General features: G+C 34.8%; 28 protein-coding genes and 1 pseudogene. 19 read left to right on the plus strand and 10 right to left on the minus strand.

The genetic code is table 11. The annotated features are described in order from the left end of the window. Positions 1 to 66: 66 nt before the first annotated feature. Both KHA88_RS03050 and KHA88_RS03055 read right to left on the minus strand, forming a co-directional pair. A complete protein-coding gene (locus KHA88_RS03050) occupies positions 67 to 924 on the minus strand; it encodes a manganese catalase family protein (protein ID WP_213097225.1) in 858 nt (285 codons plus the stop codon). 209 nt (positions 925 to 1,133) lie between these two features. Beyond that, a complete protein-coding gene (locus tag KHA88_RS03055) occupies positions 1,134 to 1,343 on the minus strand; it encodes a YozQ family protein (RefSeq protein WP_213097224.1) in 210 nt (69 codons plus the stop codon). A 227-nt stretch (positions 1,344 to 1,570) separates the two neighbouring features. Here KHA88_RS03055 and KHA88_RS03060 point away from each other — a divergent pair, with 227 nt between their 5' ends. The 6 genes and pseudogenes from KHA88_RS03060 (at position 1,571) to KHA88_RS03085 (ending at position 5,661) form a co-directional block, all read left to right on the plus strand. Next, a complete protein-coding gene (locus KHA88_RS03060) occupies positions 1,571 to 2,077 on the plus strand; it encodes a DUF2243 domain-containing protein (RefSeq protein ID WP_213097223.1) in 507 nt (168 codons plus the stop codon). Between the two features lie 20 nt (positions 2,078 to 2,097). Next, positions 2,098 to 2,885 (plus strand): annotated as a pseudogene (locus KHA88_RS03065) (cytochrome c oxidase assembly protein). Between the two features lie 103 nt (positions 2,886 to 2,988). Then, positions 2,989 to 3,645 (plus strand): uridine kinase family protein, encoded by a 657-nt coding sequence (locus tag KHA88_RS03070; RefSeq protein WP_213097222.1) that lies wholly within the window; start codon positions 2,989 to 2,991, stop codon positions 3,643 to 3,645. 60 nt (positions 3,646 to 3,705) lie between these two features. Then, positions 3,706 to 4,257: a GNAT family N-acetyltransferase gene (locus tag KHA88_RS03075; RefSeq protein ID WP_213121386.1), complete on the plus strand. Its 552-nt coding sequence runs from the start codon at positions 3,706 to 3,708 to the stop codon at positions 4,255 to 4,257. Positions 4,258 to 4,412: 155 nt separating this feature from the next. Then, a complete protein-coding gene (locus KHA88_RS03080) occupies positions 4,413 to 4,844 on the plus strand; it encodes an SRPBCC family protein (RefSeq protein ID WP_213097220.1) in 432 nt (143 codons plus the stop codon). 235 nt (positions 4,845 to 5,079) lie between these two features. Further along, on the plus strand, positions 5,080 to 5,661 hold the full coding sequence (locus tag KHA88_RS03085; protein ID WP_213097219.1) for a GNAT family N-acetyltransferase: 582 nt from the start codon (positions 5,080 to 5,082) through the stop codon (positions 5,659 to 5,661). A gap of 147 nt (positions 5,662 to 5,808) precedes the next feature. On the opposite strand, the gene KHA88_RS03090 is transcribed toward KHA88_RS03085, so the two are convergent. Continuing rightward, a complete protein-coding gene (locus KHA88_RS03090) occupies positions 5,809 to 6,351 on the minus strand; it encodes an isochorismatase family protein (protein WP_213097218.1) in 543 nt (180 codons plus the stop codon). 178 nt (positions 6,352 to 6,529) lie between these two features. Between KHA88_RS03090 and KHA88_RS03095 the strand changes: the two genes are divergently transcribed. Beyond that, on the plus strand, positions 6,530 to 7,075 hold the full coding sequence (locus KHA88_RS03095; RefSeq protein ID WP_213097217.1) for a GNAT family N-acetyltransferase: 546 nt from the start codon (positions 6,530 to 6,532) through the stop codon (positions 7,073 to 7,075). Positions 7,076 to 7,251: 176 nt separating this feature from the next. Here the strand turns inward: KHA88_RS03095 and KHA88_RS03100 are convergent, their stop codons facing one another. Continuing rightward, on the minus strand, positions 7,252 to 7,797 hold the full coding sequence (locus tag KHA88_RS03100; protein ID WP_213097216.1) for an HXXEE domain-containing protein: 546 nt from the start codon (positions 7,795 to 7,797) through the stop codon (positions 7,252 to 7,254). A gap of 248 nt (positions 7,798 to 8,045) precedes the next feature. On the opposite strand from KHA88_RS03100, the gene KHA88_RS03105 reads away from it, so the two are divergent. Continuing rightward, entirely contained in the window at positions 8,046 to 8,687 is a 642-nt protein-coding gene (locus KHA88_RS03105) for a GNAT family N-acetyltransferase (RefSeq protein ID WP_213097215.1), read from the plus strand. 179 nt (positions 8,688 to 8,866) lie between these two features. On the opposite strand, the gene KHA88_RS03110 is transcribed toward KHA88_RS03105, so the two are convergent. The 5 genes from KHA88_RS03110 to KHA88_RS03130 form a co-directional block, all read right to left on the minus strand. Further along, positions 8,867 to 9,637 carry a YibE/F family protein gene (locus KHA88_RS03110; RefSeq protein ID WP_213097214.1) on the minus strand — a complete coding sequence of 257 codons (771 nt, stop codon included), beginning with the start codon at positions 9,635 to 9,637 and terminating at the stop codon, positions 8,867 to 8,869. Next, complete coding sequence (locus KHA88_RS03115) at positions 9,634 to 10,743, minus strand: YibE/F family protein (RefSeq protein WP_249312964.1); 1,110 nt, start codon at positions 10,741 to 10,743, stop codon at positions 9,634 to 9,636. Before KHA88_RS03115 ends, KHA88_RS03110 begins: the two co-directional genes overlap by 4 nt. Positions 10,744 to 11,243: 500 nt before the next feature. Continuing rightward, positions 11,244 to 12,347, minus strand: coding sequence for a TolB family protein (locus tag KHA88_RS03120; protein ID WP_213097212.1), 1,104 nt, complete (start codon positions 12,345 to 12,347; stop codon positions 11,244 to 11,246). A 34-nt stretch (positions 12,348 to 12,381) separates the two neighbouring features. Further along, entirely contained in the window at positions 12,382 to 13,824 is a 1,443-nt protein-coding gene (locus KHA88_RS03125; RefSeq protein WP_213106891.1) for a sensor histidine kinase, read from the minus strand. 57 nt (positions 13,825 to 13,881) lie between these two features. Then, the gene (locus tag KHA88_RS03130; RefSeq protein ID WP_213097210.1) at positions 13,882 to 14,550 is read right to left on the minus strand and encodes a response regulator transcription factor; all 669 of its coding nucleotides are present in this window, start codon (positions 14,548 to 14,550) and stop codon (positions 13,882 to 13,884) included. 225 nt (positions 14,551 to 14,775) lie between these two features. Here KHA88_RS03130 and KHA88_RS03135 point away from each other — a divergent pair, with 225 nt between their 5' ends. From KHA88_RS03135 to KHA88_RS03160, 6 genes are all read left to right on the plus strand, one after another. Further along, complete coding sequence (locus KHA88_RS03135) at positions 14,776 to 15,600, plus strand: aminoglycoside adenylyltransferase domain-containing protein (RefSeq protein WP_213097209.1); 825 nt, start codon at positions 14,776 to 14,778, stop codon at positions 15,598 to 15,600. Between the two features lie 209 nt (positions 15,601 to 15,809). Beyond that, positions 15,810 to 16,328: a cysteine hydrolase family protein gene (locus KHA88_RS03140; RefSeq protein WP_213097208.1), complete on the plus strand. Its 519-nt coding sequence runs from the start codon at positions 15,810 to 15,812 to the stop codon at positions 16,326 to 16,328. Between the two features lie 92 nt (positions 16,329 to 16,420). After that, positions 16,421 to 16,852, plus strand: coding sequence for a VOC family protein (locus KHA88_RS03145; protein WP_249305791.1), 432 nt, complete (start codon positions 16,421 to 16,423; stop codon positions 16,850 to 16,852). A 216-nt stretch (positions 16,853 to 17,068) separates the two neighbouring features. Continuing rightward, the gene (locus tag KHA88_RS03150; protein WP_213097207.1) at positions 17,069 to 17,989 is read left to right on the plus strand and encodes an aldo/keto reductase; all 921 of its coding nucleotides are present in this window, start codon (positions 17,069 to 17,071) and stop codon (positions 17,987 to 17,989) included. 136 nt (positions 17,990 to 18,125) lie between these two features. After that, the gene (locus tag KHA88_RS03155; RefSeq protein ID WP_213097206.1) at positions 18,126 to 19,106 is read left to right on the plus strand and encodes a Gfo/Idh/MocA family protein; all 981 of its coding nucleotides are present in this window, start codon (positions 18,126 to 18,128) and stop codon (positions 19,104 to 19,106) included. A gap of 234 nt (positions 19,107 to 19,340) precedes the next feature. Beyond that, positions 19,341 to 20,183 carry a deoxyribonuclease IV gene (locus KHA88_RS03160; protein ID WP_213097205.1) on the plus strand — a complete coding sequence of 281 codons (843 nt, stop codon included), beginning with the start codon at positions 19,341 to 19,343 and terminating at the stop codon, positions 20,181 to 20,183. 89 nt (positions 20,184 to 20,272) lie between these two features. Here KHA88_RS03160 and KHA88_RS03165 read toward each other — a convergent pair whose 3' ends face one another. Further along, positions 20,273 to 21,115 (minus strand): aldo/keto reductase, encoded by an 843-nt coding sequence (locus KHA88_RS03165; protein WP_213097204.1) that lies wholly within the window; start codon positions 21,113 to 21,115, stop codon positions 20,273 to 20,275. Positions 21,116 to 21,287: 172 nt separating this feature from the next. Between KHA88_RS03165 and KHA88_RS03170 the strand changes: the two genes are divergently transcribed. The 5 genes from KHA88_RS03170 (at position 21,288) to KHA88_RS03190 (ending at position 26,400) form a co-directional block, all read left to right on the plus strand. Next, on the plus strand, positions 21,288 to 21,635 hold the full coding sequence (locus KHA88_RS03170; RefSeq protein WP_213097203.1) for a PadR family transcriptional regulator: 348 nt from the start codon (positions 21,288 to 21,290) through the stop codon (positions 21,633 to 21,635). Next, on the plus strand, positions 21,616 to 22,254 hold the full coding sequence (locus KHA88_RS03175; protein WP_213097202.1) for an HAAS signaling domain-containing protein: 639 nt from the start codon (positions 21,616 to 21,618) through the stop codon (positions 22,252 to 22,254). Before KHA88_RS03170 ends, KHA88_RS03175 begins: the two co-directional genes overlap by 20 nt. A gap of 70 nt (positions 22,255 to 22,324) precedes the next feature. Next, positions 22,325 to 23,782, plus strand: coding sequence for a DUF4153 domain-containing protein (locus KHA88_RS03180; protein ID WP_213097201.1), 1,458 nt, complete (start codon positions 22,325 to 22,327; stop codon positions 23,780 to 23,782). 362 nt (positions 23,783 to 24,144) lie between these two features. Next, on the plus strand, positions 24,145 to 24,435 hold the full coding sequence (locus KHA88_RS03185) for a CD3324 family protein (protein WP_213097200.1): 291 nt from the start codon (positions 24,145 to 24,147) through the stop codon (positions 24,433 to 24,435). Between the two features lie 225 nt (positions 24,436 to 24,660). Beyond that, positions 24,661 to 26,400, plus strand: coding sequence for an ABC transporter ATP-binding protein (locus tag KHA88_RS03190; protein WP_213097199.1), 1,740 nt, complete (start codon positions 24,661 to 24,663; stop codon positions 26,398 to 26,400). Positions 26,401 to 26,632: the final 232 nt, after the last annotated feature.

A 26,632-nucleotide genomic window follows, 5' to 3' on the forward strand; every position in this document is an offset into this window, starting at 1 on the left:
CAATAAAGTGTTTAATTCAATATTTAAGTCCCTAGTATTAAAACTACCAGGGACTTAACTCAAGATCTAGTTATTCATATCTTGGATACCAGGACTATGCTCGTTGGGCATTTCTGGCATTAAGGGTACTGGAAATCCATTGGGGGGATTAGTCATTTCAAGTGAACCTTTATTCCTGCTGGGGGATTGTCCTTGGAATACTTCACCGATACGAGTTGCATCTAGTCTGAAATTAAACTGTGCATTATGGTATCCCATCTCAACATACTTTCTGCATTCAGGGTACTTGTTGATATCATAGTTGGGAATCGGGAAAACCTTACCCCATTCCACACCCAACGTCTCTAAGGCTTTAGCGAAAGCATTTTGATGAGCGTTATCTCGAACTATTAGAAATCCAAGTGTTTCACGAAATGTTTTATTGGAACTCATTTCATAAATACGAGTTTTTTGAAGGACTCCGGTAGATTCTAGAACTAGATTATCTAGTAAATCAGCTATCAAGTTTCCATGTGCATAGACCCAAGAGCCATTCCAAGGATTTCCGGAAGCATCTACGGGTAATGAAGATTGTGCTCCGATTATATAATGATGTGGATTTGCATGTCTCGTGGCATCATCAAGAGGGGCATGATCTACACCAGCATTCCCTGGAACTGTAGATTCTCCAGAATCATTTAACAATTGATTTATCGTATGTTGCACAAGTTCTACGTGAGCGATTTCTTCTAAGAAAACACCACGAAGCAAATCTCTGTATTGAGTGTCTTTGCCTCTAAAATTAGAGCTTTGGAAGAAATACTGCATCATTGTTCGCATTTCGCCAAAATGGCCACCGAGTATTTCTTGCAACACTCTCGCGGCTTCGGGGTCTGGTTGATCTGGTTTAATTATATTAATTAGTTCTTCTTTATAGTAATACAATTTATTACCTCTTTTCTGAATAAGTATTTTAAATAGACCTTCGACACCGCCGGAGGTTCGTTAAAACAGGAATTTCAGGAACAACAGATTTCTGTTATTTCCTGAAGTTCCATCTTAAAGCATCTGTTACTTTACCATCACTTAAAGAGTTTTTTTATTGTTACCTTTTAGATTTTGATATAAGTATGTTAAATACTGAGATTCTTCTTCTATTCCTTCTCATTTAATTCAATATCTGTTCCTTTAACATCGTCAATAACCGCACCAATCTCACCTTCCATATAAGCATCAGAAACTTGTTCATGGGTAGTTGCGAGTCCTGCCGATAAAGTGTCTTTCCGATTATAATCCTCAACCTCATACGTTCTTCCAGCAAGATTCAAAGAATCTTTTTTATTTTCATTATTCTTATTTTCCATTCAAAACACTCCTTTTTAATAAAAGACACTCGGTTTAGTTCTATTCTAAGTTTCCCTACACCATTTGCTTTTATTACCTTAAACATTAATTGGGCTTTTTTTTAAGCTTGAAAATATAGTTATTCTTTTCGATTTCAGCTATCTAGGGTTTTTGTATATTGCCTGTTTTAATAAGAGAGGTAAGTGGTAACGATACATATATATCAAACCCAACAAGGGAGTAGAAAATGGCTACTAAAAATAGAAATCGGAAAAATAATTCAAATAATAAGAAAAGATCTGAGTATAAAAGTCGTAATTTATTATCCGGCTTTCTTTTTGGAGTTGGTTTAGTCGCCTTTTTAGACGAGGCTATCTTTCATCAGATACTACATTGGCATCATTTTTATGATAAGTCTACGACTGATATTGGATTAGTCTCAGATGGTTTATTTCATGCTTTTAGTTGGTTTGCGACAATTGGGGGAGGATTTTTGTTCGCCGATCTTCAGCGACGAAACATGTTGTGGCTCACGAAATGGTGGGGAGGCGTGTTACTTGGTGCAGGCACATTCCAGTTATACGACAACATAATACAACACAAATTAATGCGGATACACCAGATTCGTTATGTAGATAATTTATTTGTCTACGACCTAATATGGAACATATCGGCTCTAATCATGATCATATTCGGTTTCAGCCTTGTTGTTCTTAGACGAAATAAACAAGAATCTGGGAATGCCATCTCATGAACATTAATAACCTCATACATATAGAGGGAACCCACATTCATCATCTTATTGGTATACTACCACAGCTTCTTTTAGGTCTACCGTTTGTGTTAGCTTTGGTTTTGTATATCTTTGCCGTAGTGGTTTCCAGTAGGCGTCGAAGGCCATGGCCGATATACCGTACTGTTTGTTGGGCTTTAGGAGTTCACTTAGCGATTATTGCTGTTGTTGGTCCACTAGCGAATCGTGCCCATGCAGATTTCGTAGCGCACATGCTTGGTCATTTGTTTTTGGGGATGCTAGCGCCATTGCTAATGGTATTAGCTGCACCGATGACACTCGGGCTACGTACGCTAAGCGTTCCCTTAGCAAGAAGGCTTTCGAAGGTTCTAAGGAGCTGGCCATCGCGGATATTCACCCATCCCGTTGTTGCATCCCTCCTTAACATAGGGGGACTTTGGTTATTGTACATGACAAATCTGTACTCACTTATGCAAGAAAATACCCTTCTGCATCTAATAGTGCATTTCCATGTATTCGTGGAAGCTATCTTTTTACAGTGTCAATGATCTATATTGATCCGATATCCCATCGGATCCCTTTTTTGAACCGTGCAATCGTATTAGTTATCGCTTTAGCTTGCCATGGTATTTTATCAAAGTACATCTACGCTCATCCACCTAATGGGGTACAATTAGAACAAGCCGAGATTGGAGGCATGCTCATGTATTATGGTGGAGATGCCATCGACATTGTTCTTATTTATATACTTTGTTTACAATGGTTTAGATCAACCCGACCTCGAATAGAGCTATCTATGGAAAAGTAGTGAAGGGATCTATTATTTTCTTGCCTTTCGTTATTTTCAACTTTATCTCTTCATAAAAATTAGAATAAGCAACAATTTAAAAAAAGGAAAAAGGGGGAGAGGGATGGACAAGTTATTAAAGAAAATCATATATTGGATTAGAATGACTGATGAAAAGGTTGTTATTGGAATCTCTGGACATGGTGCTGCTGGAAAAACAACATTTGCAAATAGGCTTCTAAAACTACTAAATCAAAATGAAGTGAATTATATTAATACAGATTCGTATATTGTTAGTTCGAACATACGAAAGCAAGCAATTATCGACTATACATATCAAAACGAAAATCATCGCTATAAAATGACGGCTTGCCATCCATCAGCGCATCATTTACCTTCTTTAGAAAGAGATGTTCAGATGGTTAGAGATGGTTTAGATTTTTATACGATAGATACACATTATATGAAAAGTAAGTTAATTTCTTCGGAAAACAAAGTTACGGTTGTAGAAGGAATGAGTGCTGCATTTATTAATCCGGATTTATTTGATTTGAAAATTTACTTCTATACAGATGGCGAAACAGAATTAATGAGAAGGTCGAGTCGTGATATTGTTGAAAGGGGAACCGATATCAATTATTTAAGGAAGTCTCACGAAGAACGTCGGATTCAGTACGAAGTGTTTATGCATCCCTACAGAAAGCGTTTTGATATTATTATCAAAACATCTGGTGAAACAATCTGGATAGAAAAAAATACATTTGAATTTACATGTAAGTAATTGCCAGAGATAATGGCGCAAAAGCTACGTTTATTAATTAAGAGTATGGAGATGGTTTAAATGAAAAGAATTCCACTGAAAATGGTGAAAAAAGATTTATTGAATATTCCCGAATATACGCTTCCAACTGGATTTCAAATTAGATTGTTTGAAAAAGGTGACGACCATATTTTGGCTAGAATTGAATCAAGTGTAGATGAATTTAAAAATGAAATAGCTGCACTGGAACACTTCACTAAAGAATTCGGGTCACATATTGATGAAATGTCTAATCGTTGTCTATTCATTGAGAATGAACATGGAGAAGCGATCGCAACAACAACAGCTTGGTATGGCGATTTAAATGGGGATGGCGAAATATCGGGTAGAATACATTGGGTAAGTGTAGTTCCCAAATATCAAGGAAAGAAACTTTCAAAACCATTACTTAGTGCAGCTTTGAACATTTTGGCCCGTCACCATTCAAAAGCCTATCTAACATCCCAAACTACGAGTTATCAAGCTATCAACATGTACTTAAACTACGGATTTGAACCTTACCTTACAGCTCCAAGCTGTTATGAAGCTTGGAGTTTGATGGAAAATACTTTAAACCGACGAATATTATTGTAGCTTTAAATAAATATTATCCATTTTAAAATAGCTATAAAGGTAAAAAACGTTTGACTAATCAAAGTTGTTACAGCGAACTCAATTATGAAGAATTCTATGATTTAAATGAAATTAGGGCATAAAGACACTACAAATAGATGGAGGATTAATCAATTATGAACAATCATACAAAAATGAAAATATTAAAGCCGACTCATGAAGTATTTGAGGCCCTTGTAGATCCGGAAAAAATCGGGAAATTTTGGTTCTCATCAAGTTCCGAAAGATGGGAACAAGGCAAAACGATCACATTGCGATATGACGAATACGATGCTCAAGGGGATATAAAAATATTAGAAGCAGAGAAAAATAAGAAAATCATATTTCAGTGGGGTGGAGATGGGGAAGGTCATATTGTAACGATTGCTCTTGAAGACGTGGAGAATTTAAGTACAATAATCGAGGTTTCTGAAGAAGGTTTTAATGAACAAGATGATGAATTTATAAATCAACTGATAGATAATAAAGAAGGTTGGGTTTATATGTTAACTTGTTTAAAAGGTTATTTGGAATATGATGCTAACTTGAGAGCAGCTTTAGTTAAATAACCTAACGATAATTTTTACATTAACAATTATATCTCTCGATAGAAATATTCGGTCGACACATAATACGAAATTGCAAAAGCCGGTATAATTGCCGGTTTCTTTTATTTAATCGGACAATATGGATTGATATGATGTTTTTTTGATCATACCGAGTTCGTAAAACTTTAATTTCTTGTTTTATATTGGAGACCAGAAAAATTTATTTACTGAAGAAATATAGAAGGGGTGATTTATTTTGATCGAAGATGTTGATACCTTTCCCGTACTTGAAACCAGTAGATTAGTATTAAGAAATATTGTAAAAGGCGACGCACACAGCATATTAAGATATTTGTCCGATAAAGAGGTAATGAAATATTATGGTTTGGAACCTTATAAAACAATAAATGATGCTTTAGATGAGATATCTTGGTATCAATCGATATTAAATGAAAAAACCGGAATAAGATGGGGCATTACTATAAAAGGGGAAGATGAGGTTATTGGTAGTTGTGGCTTTCTTAAGATGATTCCACAGCATTATAGAACTGAAATTGGATATGAGTTAAATAAAAGTTATTGGGGGCAAGGAATAGCAAGCGAGGCTATGGAAGCTGTAATAAGGTACGGTTTCGAACATTTAAAATTACAAAGGATAGAGGCGTTAATTGAACCGCCTAATATACCGTCATACAAGTTAGCAGAAAAACAGGGATTTATTAGGGAAGGGCTATTGAGAAATTATGAGTTTACTCGTGGTAAATTTGATGACTTATATATGTATTCATTGTTAAAGCAAGACTTTGAAAAACTAGAAAAAGGGATATTAAGTCTTTAGAAAATACGCATATGCTAAATAAGAAATAGCATATGCGTATTATTGGAGGTGTCAGTGGTGAAAGAAAACTGATGGTAAGTTTACGACTTAAAAACCCTTAATAGCTTGGAAGGGTGTCTATTTTCTCCCTTCCTTATAGACAGCCACTCAAATGGTATTCTCAGCTTTGTATTCCTCAACATATTCTTCGTAGTCTAATACTTCAATAACATTCGACCAATGTAGGACTGTTCCAACAAAATCTTTAATGTCCAATCCTTGCATTTCGTATGTTTCATCTGTATTAACTGTTCCTGTTGCATTCTCAATAAAAGTCACTTTGTATCCTCTATCAAATGCAGAAATAGCCGTAAACATACAACAAAACTCGGTGTTAAAACCGGTAATAAAAAGATGATTTACACCTAATTTTTCTAATGTGTTAGAGAGTTCAGTATTGAAGAATGAACTTGGCGTTTGTTTTTCAAGTACATAGTCAGCATAGTCTTTCAGTGAACTATGTAGTTCAGAACCAACAGAACCCTTATAAAGCGGACTTTCTTCTGTATCATCTAAATGCCTCATAAAGATTACAGGCCTATTACTATCTTTGAAATCCTTAATCACATTTTCCATCAATGAAAGTTCTTCTTTAAAATCACCAAAATTAACAATACCGTTTTGCACATCAATTACTAAAAGTGCTTTCATTTTTTCACCTACCTATTTATCGTAATAGGTAGACACTTCTATATCCTTGTTTGGATTTCCTGCAAAACTTATGCAATTATGTAACCTAAAGCATTTTGAGTGCTGAATTTTTCCCAACGATTTAATGAAATTGGTGGCGTTTTGATATGTTTATAGGAGATAAGAGGGAGGGGTTGGAGTGATTAATGTTGAAATTAGAAGGCCAACAGCTGAGAACATTAAAGAGTTACATTATTTTTTTAGGATAGTGATAAAAGATACATTTTCTAAAGAAGGTATCGGAAATAAATTGGATGATATAGAAGATGAAATCAATGATAAGAAAAAATACTTAGAAAGTGATTTTGAAAGCAATGGGGAGAAACGATATTTTTTAATTGCTTTAGATAATGATAAAATTATTGGTTCAATCGAATGTGGTCCTGCAAGTGAGCTCATATGCAAATGTACAAACAATGCTTTCAATAATCTAATGGAGGTTGGTACAGTATTTGTTCATCCCGACTACCAGAGGAATGGGGTAGGTAATTTGCTATTAAATACAATGTATTTTACTTTGCAGCGAAAGGGAATAGAAGAATTTTGTTTAGATAGCGGGTATGTTCGGGCACAAAAAATCTGGAAAAAGAAATTTGGAGATCCTGATTATTTGTTAAAGGATTATTGGGGTGAAGGATTCGACTATATGGTTTGGAGAATCAAGGTTAATGATTTAATTAAATAGGATTGTTTGCACCTGGTAAGAATTTTTCTTTTTGCTCTTGTTGAAGTTGTAAAACTCCAATCATTTTACACTATTAAATTGCCATATTGTTTAATAAGAAAAAGCCGATTTATGTTGAGTATGTTATGGTTATTTTCCAACTAATTAGATACCTAAATCAATATAAATATAGATAGTTAGCGGATTAATCTACTTCCTAAAAGATTACCTATAAGAAAAATTGGTACCATTAAAATACTAAATGGAATACTTTCGAATATTAATTGTCCGTCAATGAGATTCAATTCAAACAACCAGTAATAGGTAAGAAGAGAATAAGGAATTACGATCACCAACGCCGTTATGACACCAGGTGTATAACCTCGGAAAATGACAGTTTGGCCAATATGAGAAAATGTTTGCAGAAAAAATACATTTAATACAGCAGTAAATAAAAGAAAGTTTCCCCCAATAGGAAGATGGTAGGCGGTCATAAATGTGATAAATGATATTATAAGTAAAATCCATACAGCAGTAATTGAAAGCTGGGCAGATTTCATACCCAATTTTTTCTTAATGGTTAACGCAAGTCTTTCGAGAACAGTTTTCGGAACTCTGTTTTTGTACTTGGTCATAAAATTCTCAACTGTTATGATCTCTTCTAAGTCATGGAACATAAAAATGATAGGGAACAACCAAATAACTGTTTCAATATAGAAAAATCCATGTGATGCCTCTAGCATATTTTCCTCCTGCTTATTGGGGATATTTTCAGTATGATCATAGATTGGTTTATAAAGTCTTATTATTAATCATATATTGTCAAAGAAAAAATATGCTATTTTTTTATGATTTTGACATGTGATTCATCAAAATTGAGATTTTCCATTACGGGGTTCAGCTGTGATACAAGTAATTTTTGGTCATAAATATTATTAACCAATACCAATAGTTTGTAGACCGCGATAATTATACAAAAAAGGACAATAGCATGGCAGATCAGATACCAGATAAAAACCTATTTATGATGTGTCAAACATTGAATACAGATGCTCTTAGAAAACTGCCTAAAGGTTTTCATGTACGTTATTGCAGAAAAAACGAGTTGGATATATGGAAAGCAATGCATTTTAATACCCCGGAAATCGCAATGAAATACTACGATTTTATGACGGACTATTTCAATTCTGTTTATTTACCGAAGAAAGATTTGTTTTATCAAAGCTGTCTGTTTATTTGCAATAAGTTTGATAAGCCTGTAGGAACATGCTTTGTGTGGAAGTCGTACAACACAATCCATACTTTGCATTGGTTTAAGGTCTTGAAAGAATATGAGGGAATAGGTATAGGTAGGGCGCTACTTTCAATTGTTATGGAAAGACTGTCACAAGACGAATATCCGGTATTTCTTCATACCCAACCATCAAGTTACCGAGCTATCAAATTATATTCTGATTTTGGATTTCACTTATTATCAGATCCGGTAATAGGCAATAGAAAAAATGATTTAGAAGATTGTTTGCCTATATTGGAAAAATTTATGCCGGAGTCTGATTTTAAAAAACTGCGGATTGTTCGAGCACCCAAATTTTTTCTGGACGCAGTCTGCAGTACAAATACAAGCGAATTTTAACTGCCTGAAGCAACCATTGGCGAGCGTAAAGTAATCTATTTTTATAACTAATCTAATTTAAAATAGCAATAGCGCGTTTTTAATCAAAAAAACGCGCTTTTCTTTTTGTTCGTTTGAGCATGAAGGGATGGAGGGCGATTGGGGGCAAGGGTTAATTAAGTTACAAACAAAATCGATTATCATAACGCGTTTTTATCTCTTGTTTTCACTAAAACATATGCATTAATCCAGGCAGTGATTGGAATAATCAATGCTACACCAATGCCGGCACTGAGTATATTGATCATTTCAGCACTAAATACTTTGGAATTTACAATTTCTCCAAAAGAATAAGATAAATCTTTAAACCATATAAGTAATCCCAGATAGCTCCCAAAGAAGGCGAAAAATAACGTATTCGTATCCGTACCTAAAATATCTCTGCCGATACTTAATCCAGACGTGAATAAATCTTTCCTGCTAATGAATGGATGATGATTAAATATTTCGCGCATGGAAGAAGCAATAGAAATAGCTACATCTACAATCGAACCGATTGCACTCATAATGATCACGGCAGCTCCAATTTTAACAAAATCTACTCCAATAAAAAGGGAAAACATGCTTAGTTCCTCGATTTCTTCTTCACCAAATCCTTGGATCATCGCTTTCTTTGTCATGATGACTATAAAAAAGAGTAAAATGACAATTGTTGTCATAGTTGAAATGAAAGCTGTCTTTGTTTTACTGTTCACTCCATTAATATAAAACAGATTAATACAACTAACCGCTGTACATGCAATGAAGGTTAAGATAATCGGATTAGCATTTGGAATTGTCATAATAACTATGGTAATGAGGAGCACACCAAAGTTTAGAAATAAAGCAAAAAAAGATCGTGCTCCTTTTTTGCCACCGATAAGTACCATTAATATAAATAAAATCGCTGCTAGACACACTAATACATTCATCTTCTTGCCCTCTTTCGATTAACAAAAAAAATAGAAGTATATAGGCTTATTGGAATAGTTAGCACAATTCCAATACCACCAGCTAAGGCACGAGCCAATTCCAGTGAAATATTCATGGAAAGAGTAAACGCCAATGGAGAACCGTTGTTTAAATATAAAATAAGCATTGGAATGGAGCCGCTAATATATACAAAAAATAAAATGTTTGTCATTGTTCCCATAATATCTTTTCCAATGTCCATTCCAGATGTTTTAAGTGCTTTTACTGATATGTTGATATTCTTTTCATATAGTCCAAAGATAGAAGAAGACATGGTAATGGCTACATCCATTACGCCTCCTAAAGACCCTAGGAATAACCCTGCAATAAATACAATTTTATAGGGACGTGTTAGATATTGCATTTCTTCATAGCGAAGTCCATTTTCGGAAGTTACCCATATAACAAGATAAGCAATTAGCAGCGAAATAAAAGTCCCTAACAGGGTCGCTCCTATAGCTGCATAAGTTTTTTCATTAAAACCGTTAATGAGTAACAAAGAAATGACAGTAAATAAAACCGCGCTAATACTACATATCAATAACAAATTAATGTCCGAGTTATTTACATACACATCCAGCGCATAGGATAACAAAGCGGCATTGACAGCCAAACTTATAATAGAAAAAAGCCCTTGCTTTTTTCCAACGAAAAGTAAAGTGAAGATAAAAATCAAAGCTATTATTAAAATATATTTATCACGTTTTACCTCTTTTATGGAGCCAGTTAAATCTGTATTTTTCTCTGTGTTCTTGTTAATAGAAACAAATAATTCATTTCCAACATGGTATTCTTGATCATATGCTCCGGACGATGAATACTCATTAATTAAATAGATAAGCTCCCCTTTTTTCTCACCGTTTTTCAATTTGGCTATTATTCGCTGAGTGAATAGCTGATCTTTGTTATTAAATATATCAGTTATTTGATTTGTATCTTCCAGATCTGTTTTGATAACTTCAGCGATTGGACGATCGTAGAATGAATAATTGTGATTAACAAATAAAACAGAGGACGCAAAGCAAAGTGTTATTATTATGTAAAATAAAATTTGTTTGAAAGTCATTTGCTTTATTTTGTTTACGATCACATTCAAAAAAAAAACCTCCATCTCCAGGATGGATTCCAATGTATAAAAGGTAAATTTATCGATTTTAGAGCGTAATCAATTTCAAAAATACATTGTTCCTGGAAGCAGAATAGGTGCCTTACCTGGCGAGTTCCTTTCACAGAACTAAGGAGAACCTCTCTTAATTCGTCATTACGATGATGTTAATTTTAAGCATAAGTCTACCACTTTATAGGATGAAAACAAAATAAAAACGATTAAGCTTTTTTCTAGTGGATAGAGATTTAACAACCTCAATGCATCAGACATTTCCGATGTCTAATTACAGGTAAAAGTGTAGAAAAGGCAAGCGAATGAGAAATTCGCTTGCCTTTTGTCTGCATTTCGGGACAATCTTGAAAAAAAAATTAAATGAAGAGAACAAAACTGTTGAAAATCTACCCGGTTGGGTTCATGTTCCCCAAAGTGAAACCGCGTACTAATTGATTTTGTACCTGTTATTGAAGCGTAAACACTTCAACTGTATCAATCAAATCATTTCCTGGTTTAGATGTACTTATATAAGCGGTTTTGGAATCTGGGCTCCAAAAGCCCGTAAGTGAAATAACCGCATATAAATCAGCATTTTCCATAATTCGTGTCGGATTCGTAACCTGATTATTTACGAGTTCCGCCATATACACATTTGTTTTATATTCATTTCCGACCTGAACAGGTGTATCAAATAATATTTTGCTTTGATCTGGTGACAGTTTGTAAAATGGCACCCATATTCCTTCTTCATCTTTCCCACCTGCGACTAATTGTGTAACTTCATTTGATTGTAAATTTATGATAAAAATTCCAGATTTCCCATTGTAAATATCATTAAATATAATTATATTTTTATCTAAAAAGTCATAGTTATCTAGTGAATCGATGTTTTCTAATGTAGAAATGGTTTTCATATTTCCATTATTATCGAGATGATAGAGTCCATATCCATTTTCCAACGACTCGGCTGCAACATAAATGCCGTCTACATCTTTTTTAATCGAGGTTAAGGTAAAATTATTCAAGTCAAACCGATTGTTTAAATCCCAAGTCTTTACTTTTAAAGAATCGACATCGGTTACGTGCACAGAAAGCTCTTCTCCGCTATCCACATGAATGACTTCTTTTCCATCCGGATCTGCAAAATAATATAAATATGTATCGGTACCATGGCCAATCAATATTTCCGAATTCGTTTCAAAGTCTAGTACATAAACTTTTCCATCTACGAATGATAGTGCTCTATTTCCGTTTTCTGATATTGCAAAAAATGCTTTATCTGCAAGTTTAGTTTCTACATGTGTTTTAATATTTTTTAAATATGTTTTACCGTTTTGATTGTAATAAATATTCTCACCTTGAAACCCTGTGTAATCAGCTTTTATTGGTATCTGGATCGTTTTTTTATGGACAACAGAGAGAGAACTATCGGCAAGTGAACTTTCAAATTTCACATTTTCATTAATCGTCACCGTTTTTTGCATATCAGCCTTTCCTGTTATTGAACACCCTGAAGCAACAATACTCGCTAGCGTTAAAACGGCTAGTCCTTGAAATTTTCTTTTCATGTCATTTCCTCCTCATAATTTGTGTACATATTTATCATATAGAGGACCTATTGCCAATTCGCGATAAGTTGTTGCCGTTTTGTTGCGGGTGGGGGAAAGTAATTTCGATTTTAGCCTGTTCGTTTTCATAGTGAAACGAAATTGTGCCGCCGTACTGTTCGAGAATTTGCTTACAAATGAAGAGCCCTAAACCATGGCTCTCATTAGTAGATCGGTGGATAAATGGGTCAAATGCATGTTCAACTATTTTTGAAGGAATTGGTTCGCAAAAGTTCATAATTGAAATGGTTTCATTCACACATATCTGAATAGCTTGCTTTGGCTTCCCATGTTTAATGGCATTGTCGATTACATTAATGAATACTTGTCGCATATCGTCTCGGTTGGCGTTAATCATAGTGGGGGTGCCTGTCAGTTCAATTGACATTGTATATTTCTTCGCTTTTAATTGCATATCCTCACAAATCGATTGAATAAAAGGGTATAAATCAAATACTTCTTTATTTTTCATAATGCTTGGCATCTGCGATTTAGAAAAAGATAGTAATTCTGTAACCATGCCATTTAATCGTTCGCTTTCTGAATGGATATTAGATGCAGCCTTTTGTAAAAATATTGCATCATCAAAGTTTTTTTCACCAATAATTTGGGCATATCCAGAAATGGTGGTAAGCGGTGTTTTTAGTTCATGCGTTACATTATGGAAAAAGTCTGTACGTTTTTGTTCAAGCAATAATACTTTCTCTTTTTCTTCGTTGAGTTCATCGATGCGCTGACGTATTTCATTTTGCATATGTTGAAATTGATTTGCTAGTTCACCGATTTCATCTGAGGTCTTATTATTTGTAATTTCATTGTAATCACCTCTTGCCATACGTTTTGTGGCAATCGTTAAATACTGTAGCGGTTTAATAATCTGATTCGTTATTAATAATGAAATAATAAAAACTCCGATAAATAAAAAGATCGTTAGTAGTCTAAAGCTAGTTAATAATTGCTCATTATGCCTGAACATGTCCGAATAGTCACCAGTAAATCGAATTACACCGTAAAATGTGTCGTTCATATAAACAGGGTATGCAAAGTAAATGATTGTCCCTTTTCCTAAAGTTTTTGGTGTATAGGCAGCTTTGTTTTGGAATGCTTGCAGTAACTCATTACTACTATTTTTATTAACGTCATGTTCATATTTTTGATTTTCCATCAAAAGGGGCTGATCGATTGGAACAGCCTCATATAAAAAACTACCATCTGGTTTATAGACGGCTACACTTTGCGCATGCAAATTGCTTAATACTTGCGCAATCGTACTTCCGTATTCACTGAAAAGGTCATCATCATTGCTATGTATTTGTGAGAACTGCTTAATATATTCTTTTGATGTGTGTTGCAGGTTGGTTAAATCATTTTTAATATACGTTGTTGTATAATTTTCAATTGTTTTTTCTAGTAGTTGATTAAAAAAGAGCGTTGCCAAAGTAAAAAGCAATAAAAACGCGAGGAGAAATTTCCTCCGAATTGTCCATTTCATATTTTAAAATCCCTTCATTTTATAGCCAGTACCAAACACCGTTTCAATAATAGAAGGATCTAATTTTTTGCGAATCCTTTGAACATGGACATCAACAGTTCGAAAGCCACCATCAAAGTCCATTGCCCACACTGTGTCTAAAATCTCATCACGAGTAAAAACACGATTTTTATTTTGCGCAAATAATAATAAAAGTTCGTATTCTTTAGGCTTTAGAATTACGGACTCGTCATTTTTAAAAACCATATGGGCACGAGGATCAATTTTGATATATTCATTGACGGTTAAATAGTTAAACAATGCTTTATTCGGCTGGCGGCGAAGCATAGCTCTCACGCGTGCAATCAGTTCACGGATATCAAATGGTTTTGTCATATAATCATCGGCACCAAGTTCTAATCCTAACACTTTATCTACAATATCATCACGAGCAGTAAGCATAAGAATAGGTATGTTACACATAGTTATTATTTTTTTACACAGCTCAAAGCCTGTTGTATCAGGTAACATTAGATCTAAAATAATTAAATCAATCTCATTTCCTTGAAGTTTTTCTAATCCAGTTTTACCGGTAGAAGCTGCGTGTACAGCAAAACCTTCTTTTCGTAGGGAATAAGCTAATATATCTACAATAGACTCTTCATCTTCTATTATTAAAATAGTTCTTTTCATTGTAATGATTCCTTTCACGTTGTTATAAACTATTTTACTAAAAAATTATTGCTAAAATATTGCCAACTATAATAAATCGTATAATTATGACCATAGGGGCATGGGAATTGGAGTTTCATCTGACTTTTTTCTATGATTTCTTATAATAATTAGAGTAGTAATGTAAGTGCTCGCAATATTAATTAATTCAATTTGATCTAATCAAACCATTAAGGAGAAAACAATATGACAAGTAAAGAAAAGATTACTTTTGATGGCATAAATCCAAGTCCTACCAGGTTTTCCGAACTTAACGAATTACTTATTAATCTAGTTATCTCTGCCAGAAATATACTTGGAGATAATTTCTTTGGAGCATATTTACAAGGTTCTTTTGCAGTGGGTGATGCAGATATGCAAAGTGACTGTGATTTTCTTATATTCATTAATGAACAACTAACAGATTATCAAGAAAATGAGTTGCGAAAGCTACATGATGAAATTCCAACCCGACAAGGACACTGGACACAACATTTAGAAGGCTCATATCCAATTGCCTCAGAATTCAAGACTCTAAAAAAGTTGGATGCGAAATGGTTGTATATAGACCATGGTTGGAGAGAAATGCAATGGGATACCCATTGTAATAATTGTTGGGCAAGATGGTCTTTAAGAGAAAAGGGTATCACATTAATTGGACCTGATCCAAAAAACATAGTGGATCCAATACCTAAAGGAATAATGAGAGACGAGGCAAAAAAATTACTAATCAATATTATTGCAGACACTCACAGTTGGATGCCACCTACTATCGCTTGGGGACAAAGATATATTGTTACTACAGCATGTAGAATGTTATATACAATAAAAACTGGAGAAGTAATATCTAAAGCACGTTGTATAGATTGGGCTGCAAAGAATTTAGATTCTCGTTGGTTGTATCTATTAAAACAGGTAAAGGAAGATAGAAAACTTGGATTTGACGCAAATGCTACACCACGAGAAGGAAGTATGCAAGAAGCCTATTCCTTTGTAAAATATGTTCAGAGTATTGGTTTAAAAAAGAATTAAGAAGAGCATTCCTGTTGGAAGCTTTTTCGGCGACTTAACAAATAAAACATTCCTAATCCGAAGGTTTTTCCGGTTTCGTTCCGATAGATCTTCGATTTTTTAATAAATTGGGGAAACCGTTATTTCTTATTGCAAAACAATTTGGGGGAGGTTTTTTGTGAATAATGTCGAATACTTTTTAGTACTTTAATTATGAGGAGAGGCTTAAAATGGATAAATGTGCACTGTTAGTTATTGATGTTCAAAATGCCATGTTTGACGAATCTAATCCGATATACCAAGGAGAACAGCTTCTAAGAAATCTTCAGGACTTAATTAATAATGCACGTACTGCTAACGTCCCTGTCTTTTATGTTCAACATAATGATGAAGAATTTGAAAATGGAACCACTTCGTGGGAAATTCATTCTTCAATTACTCCAAATGATGGGGAAGTTGTAATCCAAAAACATACACCGGATTCTTTTCATGAAACCGAGCTTCAGGATAAGCTTGAAGAAAGACAAATCCAAAATCTTGTTATTGCTGGAAATCAGACCGAGTATTGTATTGATACTACGAGTCGACGTGCATTTAGTCTCGGCTATAATGTCACTCTTGTTAAAGATGCCCACACAACATGGGATTCCGATACCTTATGTGCCAAGCAAATTATTAATCATCACAATGAAGTGTTAGGCAATGCTTTTGCTACACTGAAGGAAACAAAAGAGATTCAGTTTTTGTGATTCAAAAAGTATATTCATACATAAAGGTATTGGATTGTATATGTAGAATATTATTTACGTATTTGCAAATTCTCTGAAAGGTGTGTTCATATTTGCCAATCCACCAAAAGATATTAGGAAAAATTAAAGGCGCATCGATTGTTTTTTTAGTATCAGATATAAAAAAGTCGTCCGAATTTTATAGGGATGTTTTGGGATTTGATTATGAAGAAATAGGAATCGGAAATATTAAACATATTCACTTAACAAGAGATAATTTAACTTTTATTTTACACGAGGCAGGTAAATCGGTAGATATTAGACCGTTCTCTTCACTTTTTGGTGGACCACAATGGGATGCTTTTGCCTATTCGGATTCTGTAGATTTATTATTTGAAGAATTTAAAGCAAAAGGTGTAGAAATTGCATATGGTTTTAATCAAGATCCTAAATGGAATGAATTTGCGATAAAAGATGTAGATGGATATGTGATTGCATTTGGTGGAGGATTAAGTAATAATCGTTCGAATAGTTATAATTTGTAGCAAATTTATAGATGAGTATGGAAATGGTCTAAAACTTGGCTAAGGATTACAAAATTATGGTATATTAATTATGTAAACGCTATCAGGGGATAAAGCTTGTTACATAATGTTGTAGATTTTGTTTTGTAAGACTCTATGTTTAGTTATGGTTGGCAAAGGTTGTTTGATCAATAAGGTTGTCTAACAATAAATAATATAAGATTAGGGGTGTTTTCAATGAAATATAGAAGATTAGGAAAAACTGATTTAAAGGTTTCAGTAGTCGGAGTTGGAACTTGGCAATTTGGCGGTGATTGGGGCAAAGATTTCAATCAAAATGAGGTTGATACTATCCTTTCACGAGCAAAAGAGTTGGGTATTAATTTGATTGACACGGCTGAATGTTATGGGCCTCACCACATGTCTGAACGATTTATTGGAGATTTCCTTAAACGAGATCGCCGTGAAGACTGGGTTGTTGCTTCTAAATTTGGACACAGGTGGCATGATTCTTGGGGTCATGCATGGAGTGTTGATGAAGTTCGTGTGCAATTAGAAGAATCTTTAAAGGCATTACAAACGGATTATATCGATCTTTATCAGTTCCACTCCGGTTCAGATGAAGATTTCGATAACGATGATCTATGGACAATGTTGGACAAGCAAGTACAAGCTGGGAAAATTCGGAACTTAGGAATTTCTATTGGCAGCAATGCTAATATTCATCAAACTTCACAAGCTACAAAGGTGAATGCAAAAGCGATACAAGTCGTTTTTAACAGGATCGATCAAATCCCTGAAGAGAAAGTTTTCCCATCCTGTATTGAACAGGATTTAGGCGTTTTAGCTAGGGTGCCATTAGCAAGTGGATTCCTAAGTGGTAAATACAAACCTGGAGCTATTTTTAGTGATAATGTAAGAAAAGGACGTAACCGAGAAGAAGTTGATGAAAAGCTGCGTCTAGTTGAGCAGATTCAACAAACTGAAGTTCCAGAAGGAGTGAATATGGCTGAATGGGCATTGGCTTGGTGCTTAAAACATCCCGCTGTTACTTGTGTAATTCCTGGCTGTAAGAGTCCTGAGCAAGTTGAAGTGAATGCAAGAGCCGCTCAACTTGATATTGTAAAAGAAGATCATCCTAGTGCAGTGACTGTTTAACCATAAAAGGTAGATTATGAGTTTATGGGACAAGATAATTAAATAATTGCTGAAAAAAACTTCCATTAAAGTTAGTTTTAAACCTTAATGGAAGTTCAATTTTTTATTAAAGACTAAATTGAAAGGGGAAATGGACATGTCAGGGCGTAAGATAAAATGGGGGATAATGGGTCCAGGTAATATTTCACACAAATTTGCATCTGATTTAGTGCAATCTGAAAATGCGGAACTTGTAGCAGTTGCTTCAAGAACGGAAGGAAAAGCGGACGCCTTTGCCAGCGAATTCAACATTGCTCGTGCTTATAACAGTTACGATGAGTTTGTACAAGATAATGAAATAGAGATTGTTTACATAGGAACGCTGCATCCGCAGCATAAAGAATGTGTACTGCACTGTTTAAATGCAGGAAAAGCTGTTTTGTGCGAGAAACCATTCACGATGAATGCGGAAGAGGCCGAAGAATTAATTCAAGTAGCTAGAGAAAATAACACATTCTTGATGGAAGCAATGTGGACACGTTATTTACCTGCAGTTATTCAAGCTAGAAAGTGGATTGCGGAAGGGAAAATTGGCGAAATTAATATGCTAACCGCAAATTTTGGCTTTAATGTTGGATGGGCACCTGAAAGCCGATTACTTGATAAGAAGCTGGGAGGCGGGGCCATGCTTGATGCTGGCATCTATCCTATTTCTTTTGCATCGATGATTTTCGGGAAACAACCTACCAATATTAAAAGTAGCGCTCATATTGGACAAACTGGCGTGGATGAACGTTTTTCCGCAATTTTTGAATATGAAGATGGAAAAACTGCTATTTTGAATTCAAGTGTCCGTTTAACTTTATCCAACGATGCGTATATTTATGGTTCAGATGGCTATATTCATATGCCGAACTTCTTAGCGGGGGAAGCCGCCTATTTGCATGGTTCTGGTTCGGAAATGGAAGAGTTTAAGGATGATCGCAAGGTGAATGGCTATCTTTTTGAGGCAGAAGAAGCAATGAACTGTTTACGAGAAGGCCGAATTGAAAGTTCGATTATGCCCTTGGATGAGACATACGATATTATGAATACAATGGATACACTTCGTAAGCAATGGGGCTTAGAGTACGAATAAGAGATAATCTACAATTAATTAACCAAACAAGCGAGTCTCTTGTAATATAGAGGCTCGCTTGTTTTTTACTTATAATCAAGAAGCATGATTAACATGCGCTTGTGGGATAATGGGATTAAAGCATATTATATTGGGAGAAAACACAATGCGGTTCACTAAATGTGAAAGAAGTAGATTCCTCACGCAAAACATTTTTATTTCAAGGGTGTCAGCATTAATTGTGGGAGAATTCATATGAAATTTGGTTGCCATCTTTCGATAAGACAGGGCTATGAAGGTGCTGCTAAACAAGCATTCGCAATGAATGCTGGCGCTTTTCAATATTTCCCTAAAAACCCAAAAAGCTTAGCAGTGAAGAATTTCAATCGTGACGATGCCTTGCGATGCAATGAATTTTGTAAAGAAAAGGCAATTATTTCTGCCGGTCATTCCCCATATCCAACAAGCTTAACTCCCCAAAATGAGAAGAAGCGAGAACAGGTGATACACTCCTTATTAAATGATTTAGAAATTGCCGAAGCCTGTGGTTCTATTGGAATTGTCGTTCATTTTGGCAAACAGTTAAACAAAACAAATCCACTTGAAAGCTATCATCTTATCATCGGTATGTTAGATGAAATACTTCATCAGTGGGAAGGAAAAGCCAAGGTTCTACTTGAAAATAATGCCGGTTTCCCCGGAACGATTGGAACTACATTAGAAGAGCTAGTGCAAGTTCGCAAATTGTGTAATCATCCCGAAAAAATAGGCTTTTGTTTGGACACATGTCATGCTTTTGCTAGCGGCTTATGGGATGGTGAAAACTGGCATGAAGTGCTAAAGAAAGGAATGGAACTTGGATATTTTGAGGAGTTAAAGCTTATTCATTTTAATAATTCTAAGTATGATACTAGGTCGGGAAAAGATCGGCATGCACCAATTTTTGGATCTGGATACATAACAGAGGCTCAATTTGATCAATTAGTAACGACACCCCAACTTGCTAACATACCTTTTATATTGGAAACACCAAAAGAAGAAATGTCGCATGAAAAAGAAATAAAGCTAATCCAGGAAAAGTGGGGAGGAAATGAATGAAATTTCTTTATGAAAAAAATCTGCCGACACACGATTTTTCGAGTATTTGTCGGCAGATTCCGTGCACATTTATTTACTATCGTTACTCTTTAAAATTCTTCATATGTAGCAGGATCCTGATCATTAATTCTTCCATCAGGGCGAGTTAATTCCGAAATTATGCTCATTTCCGTTTCATCAAGGGAAAAATCAAAAATTGATAAATTTTCAAGTTGTCGGTCAGGGGATGAAGACTTAGGAATTGGAATAGCCCCAAGTTGATAGTGCCAACGTAAAATAACTTGTGAAATTGTTTTGTTATGACGGTCGGCAAGCTTTTTAATCGTTTCAACTTCAAAAATTTCACTTCCTCGAGCTAATGGACTCCACGACTCTATTTTAATATTATTCTCTTCATGCCAATTCCGTAGTTGTGCTTGGTTGAAGAATGGGTGTAATTCTATCTGGTTTATGCTTGGTTTAACGCCAGTTTCTTTTTCTAAACGCTCAATATGTTCCGGTAAGAAATTACTTACACCGATGGAACGAATTAAACCTGATTTTTTAGCTTCAATGAGTGCTTGCCAAGCCTCCACATAATTATCCTTTTTAGGATTAGGCCAGTGGATTATATATAAATCATAATACTCTAAATTTGCACGATACAGAGATTCTTGAATGGCAGTCATGGCCTTATCGTACTCGTGATAACGACCTGGTAATTTGGATGTGATTTTTAATTCATCTCTTGGTACAGAGCCGCGTCGAACGGCTTCACCTACGGTTCCTTCGTTTTCATAATTATAGGCGGTATCAATGAGTCGATAGCCATTATCAATGGCACTTTTTATAGAGTTGACTCCTTTACTTCCCTTTAGACTATATGTACCCAACCCTATAACCGGCAAAGTAAGGCCATCATTAAGCGTAATCTCAGGAATTGAATTACTCATAACTAGTCACTCCTTTCATTAATATTTTAAGATTACCATATTTCTGAATTTATTTCATAACGCTTGATTTTAAAACAAGCATAAATAAGCAAAAAAAAATTTCTATACTTTACATTTTATTTCGAGAGGTGTAAAATTCCTATATACCTAAAAACTCTAGGTAGGTGAAAATATGTTTAATCGTGAATTGGTAAAGGGAAGTACATCCCTTTTGATGCTTCAACTGCTCGATGAGCGGGACATGTACGGATATGAGCTTGTAAAAGAACTGGAGAAACGCAGCGGTAATGAGTTTTCTGTAAAGGAAGGTACGCTTTATCCGGCCCTTCATAAACTTGAAAAGCAGGAATACATCGAATCCTATTGGCAGGAACAGGAGAAGGGTCCGGCTAGGAAGTATTATCGCATTTCGAATGCGGGGAGAGAAATGCTTCTTGAAAAGACCCGTGAATGGAATGACTTCGTTTCTGTAATGAACAAGTTAATAGGGAGAAAAAAACATGGAACGGCTGAAGAATGAGTTTTTAGCAGAACTCGCACAGGGGCTTGTAAATCATCAAGAGAAAGAAGCAATATTAAAGGAATATGATGCTCATCTTGATGAACTCTTTAATGGTCTCTATAAGATAGAAAATGAATCTGAATTGCGAGATCAGGTTTATTCTAGATTCGGTACACCTGAAGAAATTGCCGCAATGTGGAGAGATGAGCTTTCTGTTACACCAAGCAATATGAAATGGTTATTCATTGCAGTAAATATTCTTTTTTTTGGCGGAGGCTCCGCACTCACTCTTGCTCATAATTTGCTTGATTGGGACTGGCTCACGACCTTATGGATTCAATTGACATCCTTTCCGATCCTAATTGCGCTAATTTACTTGTTCTTTTGGGCATTGCTTGGTTATGAAATAGGCAGGGGCTTTGGACATCAAGGAAAGAAGTTGATGAAAAGGACCTTTTTATTAGTATTAATACCGAATATCACACTAATGGTTTTAACGGTTTTCCGGATCATTCCACGTGAATGGTTTAGTCCATTGTTGACAGAAACCTTTATCGGGATCTGCATCCTATTCACGCTTCTTTTATACCCGGTTTGCCTAATTAGCTACAGGTGGGGGAAAAAAGCTTCTATATAAGCTTTTTTTTACCTGTCTACATAGAATTTCTATGTATCTTAGATTTCTAAAAAAATGGAGGTATTTTTAAATGGAATTAAAAATTAGAAAGATAGACGGAATATTTTTTCTCATATGCCTATTTGTTGGATTTGTTGCGGAAGAAGCATTCTTCAGAGATCAGATCGGCATCTCCTATTTTATTTTCATCGCTATATTTTATACAGCCTTTTTCTGGAGGTTTCGATCGTTTTCATTCTCGCATCAGCGGCTAGGATATCTAGTGTTGATTTCAATTTGGCTTTTAGCAGCAGGTTATTACCTGTATGACACGACACTGTTTTATATGTTGAATATTTTGATCATCCCGGCTCTTGTTATCTTCCATCTTGCATTGATTACTTCACCGAAAAAACTAGAATGGAGTAATTTGTTTTTTATCTTTTACACATTACTGCGCATCATTGATGGAATTCGCTATAGTGCCAAATTCACAAAGCATATTGCCAAGTTCATAAAAGGGAACAGAAACCAAAAAAAGGGTTATGATATTTGGAAAAAAATCCTGATTGGTATTGCTATCTCTGTCCCATTTTTGTTTGTCATACTTAATCTGTTAATTTCAGCTGATGCTCAGTTTGAAAGACTTTTAAGTGGTATCCCTAATTTGCTAAGCTTCAAGGCAGACAATGTCTTCCGTTTGATCGTTATTCTAACTTATACATTCAGCTTTTTTGGCTTCATGCAGGCGCTTTTACAAAAGAATATTGATATTGGCCAAAGGAATATTCATAAGCCAATTGTAATGGATGGTATTATTACTCTAACTGTGCTGCTGCTCTTGGACTTGGTGTATGTATTATTTGTTGCCGTCCAATTCAAGTACTTTTTCAGTGGCACGCTTGGTGATGGTTACACTTTTGCGGAATATGCGCGCCGCGGTTTTTTTGAATTACTTTTTGTCACCCTAATTAACCTAAGCATAACAACCGGGGTTATTAATTTAACGAAGACTATTCAGGGATTTTTGAAAAAAATAATTCGATTGGCCTTGTCAGTTCTTGTTTTATCAAGCGGAGTTCTTCTTATCTCAGCTTTCATGCGAATGTCAATGTATGAGGATGCGTATGGGTTCACTTTTACACGGGTGTTAGTGCATTCCTTCATGATTTTCTTAATGGTCATTTTTGCATACACCCTCGTTAAAATTTGGCTTGAGAAGCTTTCCTTATTCCATTTTTATTTTATTGCATCGCTTATTTATTATGCAGGTATCAATATTATCAACATCGACAAAATCGTAGTTGATAAAAATATTGCTCGCTTCGAGACAACCGGAAAAATCGACATCGACTATTTAAACAGCTTATCATCAACGGGTATCCTTGGATTAATCGAGCTTTATGAAAATAATCCTAATGTTCAGGGTTTGGAAGCTTTGCTAAAAAAGCGAAAAGCAGATAGAGAGTATTTAAAAAGTGATTCATGGCAGTCTCATAATTTTGCCCGGAAGAAAGCTTATGAAAAGCTGGGGGAGATGGAATTATAATTGGCATAAATTAACTATAATTATTCTTTCCCTTGTTCCCCTTACCAATAATATGAGTTAATAAGGGTGTCGGACCGATAGAATTATTGGAAAGGAGGATGATTATTTTGATCATAAAACAAGAGGTGATTTCCGTTTAAGCGGGAATCTCAAAAATGGGGCCGCAACTGCGGCCTTATTTAATATTTAGAATATTATTATCTTTCCATAAACGGTGAATCCACTTATACTATGAATATGAGTAGTTCATACGTATTTTTTTGTAAGTGCTTACTCGTTAAATTACAAGCGAAAGGAGATTTTATAAATGACTAACATAAAACTGTTTTTATACGTACACCTAATAAAGGAGGACGTAAATATTGCAATACAAAAACGGGAGGGAAGTGCTTCCCCCTAATTTGCTGAAGGAACTACAGAAATATATTCAAGGCGAGCTAATCTATATCCCTAAGAAAAAGAATCAGCGGGCTGGATGGGGAGAAATGAACGGTTCACGACAGTTAATTGCTCAAAGAAACGAAGAGATTTATCATCTATATACGGAAGGAAAGTCTTTCGAAGAGTTAGAACGAGATTACAACTTGTCCGTAGATAGTATCCGGAAAATAATATATAAGACTCGTGGACTACTTAAAGAATCGAAACGGTGAGCTATATATAATCTAGTCCAAAGCATGGAGCACCAGTATTTCTTCTAACAGACTACCAATGATGAATAAGGCCGTAGAATAGAGAGAGGCTATCTACGGCTTTTTGAAGTAGAATCCAAAAACAAAACGAAGGGTGATTTAAATGAAAAATTCATTAAACGAAAAAATGATTAATACATGGAGGGCGATTCCAATTTAACCCTCCAAAAACAATGGGGGAGAAACATGAATACTCGATTCAAAAAGTTTTTTTCTTATTATAAACCATATTTAAAATTGTTTTTTGTAATTATGACTTGCACATTTATTGCATCGTCGATTACCTTGATTTTTCCATTATTGATTAGATATATTACGAAAAATGTATTAGAAGGTAATCTGAGTCATGCGTTAAATCAAATATATATGATCGGAGCTATCATGCTTGTACTAGCTATGGTACAAGCCGCATGTAACTTTTTTGTTGATTATCGGGGTCATGCGATGGGGGCGATGATGGAAAGTGATATGCGTGAAGAAATATTTTCCCATTATCAAAAACTATCATTTAGTTTTTATGATCAGCAAAAAACTGGACAATTAATGTCTAGACTCACGAATGATTTACTTTTGCTCTCAGAATTGTATCATCATGGTCCTGAAGATTATGCGAAATATTTAATAAGGTTTATCGGTGCATTTGTAATACTATTTATGATCAACGCTCAATTAACTTTAGCCGTATTTATCTTTTTGCCAATGATGGCTCTTTACGCCCTTTATTTTAATAAAAGGATGAATATTGCTTTAAAAAGAAATAAGGATAGAATTGGCGATATTAATGCCCAAGTGGAAGATAATCTTTCGGGGATCAGAGTTGTAAAGTCATTTGCAAATGAAGAATTAGAAAAAGAAAAATTCGCTCACGAAAACAATCGTTTTCTTAAGAGTAGAAAAAATGGTTATCGTAGCGAGGCTTATTTATCTAATGGTTTAGAAACATTTATCCAACTCATAATGATTGCTGTTATTGTTTTTGGCGGCGCTAGCATTGTTAACGCTTCATTAGACTTGGCTGATTTGATTACCTTTTTATTATATATTGGTTATCTGATTGAACCAATCCAGAAACTATCGCATCTTACTATGCAGTATCAAGAAGGAATCACTGGTTTTGAACGTTTTATGGAAATTTTAGAGGTAGAACCCGATATCCAAGACTCAGCAGAAGCGATTGAATTAAAGAATGTCAAAGGAAATGTACAGTTTAAAAATGTTGGATTTACCTATAACGGAAACCATAACAATGTCTTGGAAAATATATCTCTTAACGTAAAAGCTGGAGAATATATTGCATTAGTAGGTCCATCCGGCGTTGGTAAAACAACTTTATGTTCACTCATACCGCGCTTTTATGAAGTAAGTGAAGGTGAAATATTGCTTGACGGTATTAATATTAAGGATATTAGTTTAAGTTCTTTAAGAAGGAACGTGGGTACCGTCCAGCAAGATGTTTATTTATTTGCCGGAACAGTATTAGATAATATTCGCTACGGAAAACCTCATGCAAGTAAAGAGGAAATCTTTGAAGCAGCAATCGATGCCAATGCCCATGAATTTATTATGGAATTACCAGATGGGTATGACACACATATTGGTCAGCGGGGTGTTAAATTATCTGGAGGGCAAAAACAAAGATTGAGCATTGCACGTGTTTTCTTGAAAAATCCTCCTATACTTATTTTCGATGAAGCAACAAGTGCTTTGGATAATGAAAGTGAGAAAGTTGTTCAAGATTCATTAGAACATTTGGCAAATAATCGCACTACATTTGTTATCGCCCATCGGCTATCAACAATTAGAAATGCAAAAAGAATCGTTGTCTTAACGGATGATGGGATTGAAGAACAAGGAACACATGAAGAATTAATCGCTCGGGATGGCATGTATGCAAGGCTATATAATTTACAATTTACATTTTCATAACAATTGGAAAAGTCTCCGATAAATTCGAGAAACAATGAATAATCGCTAATGAACCCGCCATACATGGTGGGTTCATTTTTGGTTGGAAATTAACTTTACCATTATTTTAATTTCATTTTAAATGTTTATAGATATTCCAGTTATTAAAAAGATGTTAATAATTATTCCGAAAACGTGAATTATTGCTCATTATTATTAATACATTTTGTGACGATTTTTAAAGAATTTTTTT

Source organism: Lederbergia citrea (genome assembly GCF_018343525.1).
Classification (GTDB): domain Bacteria; phylum Bacillota; class Bacilli; order Bacillales; family Bacillaceae_C; genus Lederbergia; species Lederbergia citrea.

Coding starts and splice junctions, on each gene's coding strand:
- KHA88_RS03100 (WP_213097216.1), bottom strand. CDS start 7,797: ATGCTAGAGGCATCACATGGATTTTTCTATATTGAAACAGTTATTTGG.
- KHA88_RS03180 (WP_213097201.1), top strand. CDS start 22,325: ATGGAATTAAAAATTAGAAAGATAGACGGAATATTTTTTCTCATATGC.
- KHA88_RS03080 (WP_213097220.1), top strand. CDS start 4,413: ATGAACAATCATACAAAAATGAAAATATTAAAGCCGACTCATGAAGTA.
- KHA88_RS03155 (WP_213097206.1), top strand. CDS start 18,126: ATGTCAGGGCGTAAGATAAAATGGGGGATAATGGGTCCAGGTAATATT.
- KHA88_RS03090 (WP_213097218.1), bottom strand. CDS start 6,351: ATGAAAGCACTTTTAGTAATTGATGTGCAAAACGGTATTGTTAATTTT.
- KHA88_RS03120 (WP_213097212.1), bottom strand. CDS start 12,347: ATGAAAAGAAAATTTCAAGGACTAGCCGTTTTAACGCTAGCGAGTATT.
- KHA88_RS03110 (WP_213097214.1), bottom strand. CDS start 9,637: ATGAATGTATTAGTGTGTCTAGCAGCGATTTTATTTATATTAATGGTA.
- KHA88_RS03075 (WP_213121386.1), top strand. CDS start 3,706: ATGAAAAGAATTCCACTGAAAATGGTGAAAAAAGATTTATTGAATATT.
- KHA88_RS03115 (WP_249312964.1), bottom strand. CDS start 10,743: ATGACTTTCAAACAAATTTTATTTTACATAATAATAACACTTTGCTTT.
- KHA88_RS03140 (WP_213097208.1), top strand. CDS start 15,810: ATGGATAAATGTGCACTGTTAGTTATTGATGTTCAAAATGCCATGTTT.
- KHA88_RS03170 (WP_213097203.1), top strand. CDS start 21,288: ATGTTTAATCGTGAATTGGTAAAGGGAAGTACATCCCTTTTGATGCTT.
- KHA88_RS03190 (WP_213097199.1), top strand. CDS start 24,661: ATGAATACTCGATTCAAAAAGTTTTTTTCTTATTATAAACCATATTTA.
- KHA88_RS03060 (WP_213097223.1), top strand. CDS start 1,571: ATGGCTACTAAAAATAGAAATCGGAAAAATAATTCAAATAATAAGAAA.
- KHA88_RS03160 (WP_213097205.1), top strand. CDS start 19,341: ATGAAATTTGGTTGCCATCTTTCGATAAGACAGGGCTATGAAGGTGCT.
- KHA88_RS03175 (WP_213097202.1), top strand. CDS start 21,616: ATGGAACGGCTGAAGAATGAGTTTTTAGCAGAACTCGCACAGGGGCTT.
- KHA88_RS03055 (WP_213097224.1), bottom strand. CDS start 1,343: ATGGAAAATAAGAATAATGAAAATAAAAAAGATTCTTTGAATCTTGCT.
- KHA88_RS03135 (WP_213097209.1), top strand. CDS start 14,776: ATGACAAGTAAAGAAAAGATTACTTTTGATGGCATAAATCCAAGTCCT.
- KHA88_RS03165 (WP_213097204.1), bottom strand. CDS start 21,115: ATGAGTAATTCAATTCCTGAGATTACGCTTAATGATGGCCTTACTTTG.
- KHA88_RS03130 (WP_213097210.1), bottom strand. CDS start 14,550: ATGAAAAGAACTATTTTAATAATAGAAGATGAAGAGTCTATTGTAGAT.
- KHA88_RS03070 (WP_213097222.1), top strand. CDS start 2,989: ATGGACAAGTTATTAAAGAAAATCATATATTGGATTAGAATGACTGAT.
- KHA88_RS03105 (WP_213097215.1), top strand. CDS start 8,046: ATGGCAGATCAGATACCAGATAAAAACCTATTTATGATGTGTCAAACA.
- KHA88_RS03150 (WP_213097207.1), top strand. CDS start 17,069: ATGAAATATAGAAGATTAGGAAAAACTGATTTAAAGGTTTCAGTAGTC.